Origin of the sequence: Ruminococcus callidus ATCC 27760 (assembly GCF_000468015.1) — a bacterium.
Classification (GTDB): Bacteria; Bacillota; Clostridia; order Oscillospirales; family Ruminococcaceae; genus Ruminococcus_C; species Ruminococcus_C callidus.
In genome coordinates, this window is sequence record NZ_KI260331.1 from 1 (window position 1) to 4,573 (window position 4,573).

Here is a 4,573-nt window from a genome sequence, read left to right on the forward strand (position 1 = left end):
ATGCGGATTACGGAAGAGTACGTATGTATCAGGCTCTTAAGTACAGAAAAGAAGTGTGTTCAAGTCGGTAAGCTCCCTTTCACAGCGGTGGGTGTGCCTCTGCGTCCGGCGCTTTTTTCTTATGCCTGTCCCATCGGGAAGTGTGGCAGTTCTTCCAGCAGCTTCAAAATCAAGTGCTGCTTCATATCTTCGTCAACGGCCAGCTCGTCGATCATGGGGGTGTAGTGCTCAATCACCTTTTGTTTGGCCCACTTCTCACCGGCGACGGCGGCCTTGATGGTAGCTGTGTCCAGTAACATTTCCTGTTTGGCCATCGTGTCAACTCCTGTCGTTTTTTGTCTTATTCTAGCATACCACAGAACCGGCAGGAAAACCAGCGGCGGAAAGATTTTCCTACGCATTTCAAAGCCCGTTTCGGCGGGTATTTGATAAATCATTCTGCCACCCCACCGACCACCGCCGAAAAGCCTTGATTTCCGTGGGCTTTTGGCACTCTAAATGCGTAGACAGGAGGGGCTTTCCAGCTCTCGTGTTCAGTATATCGTTTGTGGCGCTGCTACACTCTATAATTCATATTCTGTTCCTTGTATTCTTCGAGCAAACGAATTATAATGAATAAGTTGGAGGTGTATTATGGACTATATGACTTTGAAAGAAGCAAGTGAAAAATGGGGCGTGACTCCTCGATGGATAAATTATTACTGTGCTGCATCCCGTATTCCCGGAGCCATAAAAATGGGGACAGTATGGTTAATCCCGAAGAACGCCGAAAAGCCTATTGACGGAAGAACAAAAATAGCAAGGAGCAATCGTGATGGAAAACAAGATAATATTGATTGAAGATGATGAAGAAATCAGAGGAATGATAACGGACTATTTATCAGGAGAATTTGAAGTGTTGTCCTTTAATGATGGCACAACAGCCATACGGACGAACACAAGTTATGATGAATATTCACTTGCCCTTATTGATCTTATGCTGCCGGACATGAGTGGCATGGAGATTATCAAGGCCATCCGACAGGTCAGCAATATTCCTATCATCATCATTACTGCAAAAGATAATGATACTGATAAATCATTAGGATTGAATTTGGGCGCTGACGATTATGTGGTAAAGCCTTTTTCTTTAATTGAACTTGCTGCAAGGATAAAGGCTAATATCAGACGAGCCAGAACCTACCAAGTATTACCGAGTAATTCGATTGTCAAAATCAAAGACATAGAAATTGACCCCCAAAGTCATATGGTTACGCGGAAAGGAACATCTATAGATTTAACACCAATCGAATTTGAACTTTTGTACCTTTTGGCCAGCCATCCGGGACAGGCATATTCAAAAGAACGGCTATATGAACTCATTTGGAAAGAGCCGTATTTTGGGAATGAAAATGTGTTGAATACCCATATCAATCGCCTGCGTTTGAAATTGAAGAATAATGCGGAAGATACTACGGCTTACATTAAAACCTTATGGGGTATCGGCTACAAGATGGAGGACAAATAGATGTGGCTTCTGTTTGCAATTCTTTCATTTGTTCTGTTGCTTATCCTAATTTGTCAACAGATACAGCACAAAGAGTTAGAACGAGAGATCAACTATATCACCGACAGACTTGCTTCTCTTTCAATTACTTCTGAAAATGGCTTTGTGCTTATACCCACGGATAATGATAGTATCAAAAAATTAGGTGCAGTGCTTAATACCTTACTTCAAGATTTTTATACAAAAAAATCAGAGTTTGAGCAGAGCAAACAGGCAATGGCGCAGGATCTAACAAATATCTCTCACGACATCCGTACCCCGCTCACTGTCCTAAAAGGAAATAGCGAAATGCTTTCCAATATAACAAACGACCCCTCTATGCCTGAAAATGTTCATGCTATGGCCGCTAAAATAGACCGAAAGGCTGATGATTTAATCTCGACAATCAATGACTATTTTACAATGTCCAAAATAGCTTCTGGCGATCTTCCCATTAAACTGAAAAAGGAAAATGTTTCAAGACTTTGCCAAGACACCATTTTGGACTATTATGATCTGCTTGAACAGAAACAATTTGAAGTCGATATTCAGATACCAGATACACCGATTTTTGCCTACACAGATAATGAGGCATTACAGCGCATTTTGAAAAATCTGATAGACAATGCGATCCGACATGGTGGTGATGGCAAGTATCTTTCTCTAAGGCTCACCACATCAAACGGAAATAGCATAATTGAAATAGAAGATCACGGAAACGGAATGTCACCACAGCAGCAAAAACAGATTTTCGCAAGGAATTATACAACAACCCGAAAATCTTCCGGCAGCGGTTTGGGCCTTGCAATTTCAAAGCGTCTTGCTGAACAAATTGGGGCAGAATTAGAAGTTCATAGCGTACAAAATGAGCAAACCACTTTCTCTATCATCTTGAAAAGTTAGAAAATTGTTAGATTTGCGGCAGAGAAAAGCGAAGTCCATTTTGTATAATAGTAGTAGCCATATAGGAGGCACACAAAATGGATTATATTATGGAAACCGTAGGCTTGCGAAAGGCTTACAAGGGAAATGTCGTTGTAGACGATGTAAATATCCACATACCTAAAGGGGCAATCTATGGCTTTGTCGGCCCAAACGGTGCAGGAAAAAGCACGGTTATGAAAATGATTTTGAATCTTATCCAGCCAGACGCCGGAGAGGTTCAGCTTTTAGGCGAAAAAGTTACCGATCACAGCTACGAAATCTTCAAAAAGGTTGGCTCTATCATTGAAAACCCATACTTTTACGATAAAATGACAGCTCGGCAAAACTTAGAGCTGCATTGTGAGTACATGGGATTCCCCAACAAGGAACGGATTGACGAGGTTTTGCATTTGGTGGACTTGCAGAATGTCGAGGGAAAACAAGTCCGTCATTACTCATTAGGCATGAAACAACGACTTGCTATTGCAAGGGCTATTCTGGCAAGACCAGAGTTTTTGATTTTAGACGAACCAATCAATGCGTTAGACCCCGAGGGTATTCGTGAAATGCGAAACCTCTTTCAGCGGTTAAACCGGGAAGATGGAACAACAATTTTTATTTCCAGCCACATTCTGTCCGAAGTGGATCTTCTTGCTGATACGATTGGGATTATTCGAGATGGAAAACTCCTAACAGAATTGCCTATCGAAGAAATTCACAAGCATCAAACGGATTATATCAGCTTGCAGGTTGACGATGTAACCAGTGCTGCCGCATTACTCGAAGGCATGGGGATAAAGAATTTTAGTGTGTTGGATAAAGAATTTATCCGTATTTATGATTCTGATGTTTCAGGCAAATCCCTGTCAAAAGCCCTCATTGAGAATGGTGTTGGTTTGGAGAGCATCGGCCGTAAACAAGACACACTGGAAGATTTCTTTTTCCAGCTTACAGAGGGGGGAAAATAAGATGGCGCACCTGATTAAATTGGAGTTAAAAAAATTTGGAATTGCACGAAATGTTATCTTTATGATTGCCGCAATCCTGTTCAGCATACTTTTCATCACAATATCTTTATGGGATAGCACGACAGACCCGGAACAGACCAAAGACACTTTTGAAAGCACATACCTTGTTATTGGACTGCTGATGTCATTTATTTTTCTTGTGTACTCGTCGGTTTTAACTGCAAGGTTGGTTATCAGAGAATATAATCAGCGAACAATTACGATTATGTTTTCCTATCCTTTGAACCGAGCAAAATTGATTGCCAGCAAATTGACTATCATTATGATTTATACAGCAATTTCAATGGCGATTGGATATGTCTGTTGTAGCGGTTATATTGTGTTTGTGGATAGATTTTTTGATATGTTGGAGGGAACATTCCAACCCTCAATGCTTCAGACATGGATACCAATGGCAATAACTACTGTGATTGTATGCACGGTGCTATCGCTATGGCCGTTCATCATTGGCATGATCCGAAAATCTGTTCCTACAACAATCGTTACTTCTCTGATTGTCATTGTGTTTCGGCAAGTTATTATCAGTAAAAATGCAACCTATCAGGAGTCCATATTGCAAATTCTTTTAGTCGCTATTGTTACTCTTGTGGCTGCTTTGTTTATCTTCAAAAAGAAAGTACCAGATCTATATTGATTATTTCTGCCGGACGACGGCAAAGAAAAAAAGCCGTCGTACAGTAGCACTTTGACACGCCCATATATCCAACGGCGGCTTTGATAAATCAAGGCCGCCGCTTTTCTTTGCCCGACGCAGGATCGACGGTAACCGCCAACCAAACCCAGCCCCACCAAAAAACAAAATGAGCCGAGATCAACCTCGGCTCAAATCCCGTATTCGGTTCATCACAATAAATTGCAGTGAGTTACTGTGAATTACTGTGGATGAGAAGCTGTTACTCAACAACAGCCTCGTTTTCAACGATCTGATGATATGTTCTGTGGCAGGTTTCAGGCAGAGTAGCACTCCACGGCATGATGCTGTCAAGCTGTTCGTCTGAGGGCGTTTTGCCCCATGAAGGAAGATCCAGCATCAGATACGAGAGATAACCAAACACATTCAGTCCGTTTCGCTTGGCTGTTTCGATCACGCTCATGA

General features: G+C 41.7%; 7 protein-coding genes. 5 read left to right on the top strand and 2 right to left on the bottom strand.

Annotated features, from left to right (window positions below; translation table 11 throughout):
- Positions 1-119: 119 nt before the first annotated feature.
- On the bottom strand, positions 120-437 hold the full coding sequence (locus RUMCAL_RS16830; RefSeq protein WP_021681122.1) for a helix-turn-helix domain-containing protein: 318 nt from the start codon (positions 435-437) through the stop codon (positions 120-122).
- Between the two features lie 196 nt (positions 438-633).
- Between RUMCAL_RS16830 and RUMCAL_RS03425 the strand changes: the two genes are divergently transcribed.
- The 5 genes from RUMCAL_RS03425 to RUMCAL_RS03445 all read left to right on the top strand — a co-directional run bounded on the left by RUMCAL_RS03425 (position 634) and on the right by RUMCAL_RS03445 (position 4,111).
- A complete protein-coding gene (locus RUMCAL_RS03425) occupies positions 634-840 on the top strand; it encodes a helix-turn-helix domain-containing protein (protein WP_021681123.1) in 207 nt (68 codons plus the stop codon).
- The gene (locus tag RUMCAL_RS03430) at positions 815-1,507 is read left to right on the top strand and encodes a response regulator transcription factor (protein WP_021681124.1); all 693 of its coding nucleotides are present in this window, start codon (positions 815-817) and stop codon (positions 1,505-1,507) included. Before RUMCAL_RS03425 ends, RUMCAL_RS03430 begins: the two co-directional genes overlap by 26 nt.
- Complete coding sequence (locus RUMCAL_RS03435; RefSeq protein ID WP_021681125.1) at positions 1,508-2,428, top strand: sensor histidine kinase; 921 nt, start codon at positions 1,508-1,510, stop codon at positions 2,426-2,428. It abuts the gene before it with no gap.
- 77 nt (positions 2,429-2,505) lie between these two features.
- Entirely contained in the window at positions 2,506-3,417 is a 912-nt protein-coding gene (locus tag RUMCAL_RS03440; RefSeq protein ID WP_021681126.1) for an ABC transporter ATP-binding protein, read from the top strand.
- Position 3,418: 1 nt separating this feature from the next.
- Positions 3,419-4,111: an ABC transporter permease gene (locus RUMCAL_RS03445; protein WP_021681127.1), complete on the top strand. Its 693-nt coding sequence runs from the start codon at positions 3,419-3,421 to the stop codon at positions 4,109-4,111.
- 259 nt (positions 4,112-4,370) lie between these two features.
- On the opposite strand, the gene RUMCAL_RS03450 is transcribed toward RUMCAL_RS03445, so the two are convergent.
- A partial coding sequence (locus RUMCAL_RS03450) for a transposase domain-containing protein (protein ID WP_021681129.1) occupies positions 4,371-4,573 on the bottom strand: 203 nt, incomplete at its 5' end.

Bases quoted from the DNA above. Each gene is read 5' to 3' on its own strand.
- RUMCAL_RS03435 (WP_021681125.1), top strand. From the start codon at position 1,508: ATGTGGCTTCTGTTTGCAATTCTTTCATTTGTTCTGTTGCTTATCCTA.
- RUMCAL_RS16830 (WP_021681122.1), bottom strand. From the start codon at position 437: ATGATTTATCAAATACCCGCCGAAACGGGCTTTGAAATGCGTAGGAAA.
- RUMCAL_RS03445 (WP_021681127.1), top strand. From the start codon at position 3,419: ATGGCGCACCTGATTAAATTGGAGTTAAAAAAATTTGGAATTGCACGA.
- RUMCAL_RS03440 (WP_021681126.1), top strand. From the start codon at position 2,506: ATGGATTATATTATGGAAACCGTAGGCTTGCGAAAGGCTTACAAGGGA.
- RUMCAL_RS03430 (WP_021681124.1), top strand. From the start codon at position 815: ATGGAAAACAAGATAATATTGATTGAAGATGATGAAGAAATCAGAGGA.
- RUMCAL_RS03425 (WP_021681123.1), top strand. From the start codon at position 634: ATGGACTATATGACTTTGAAAGAAGCAAGTGAAAAATGGGGCGTGACT.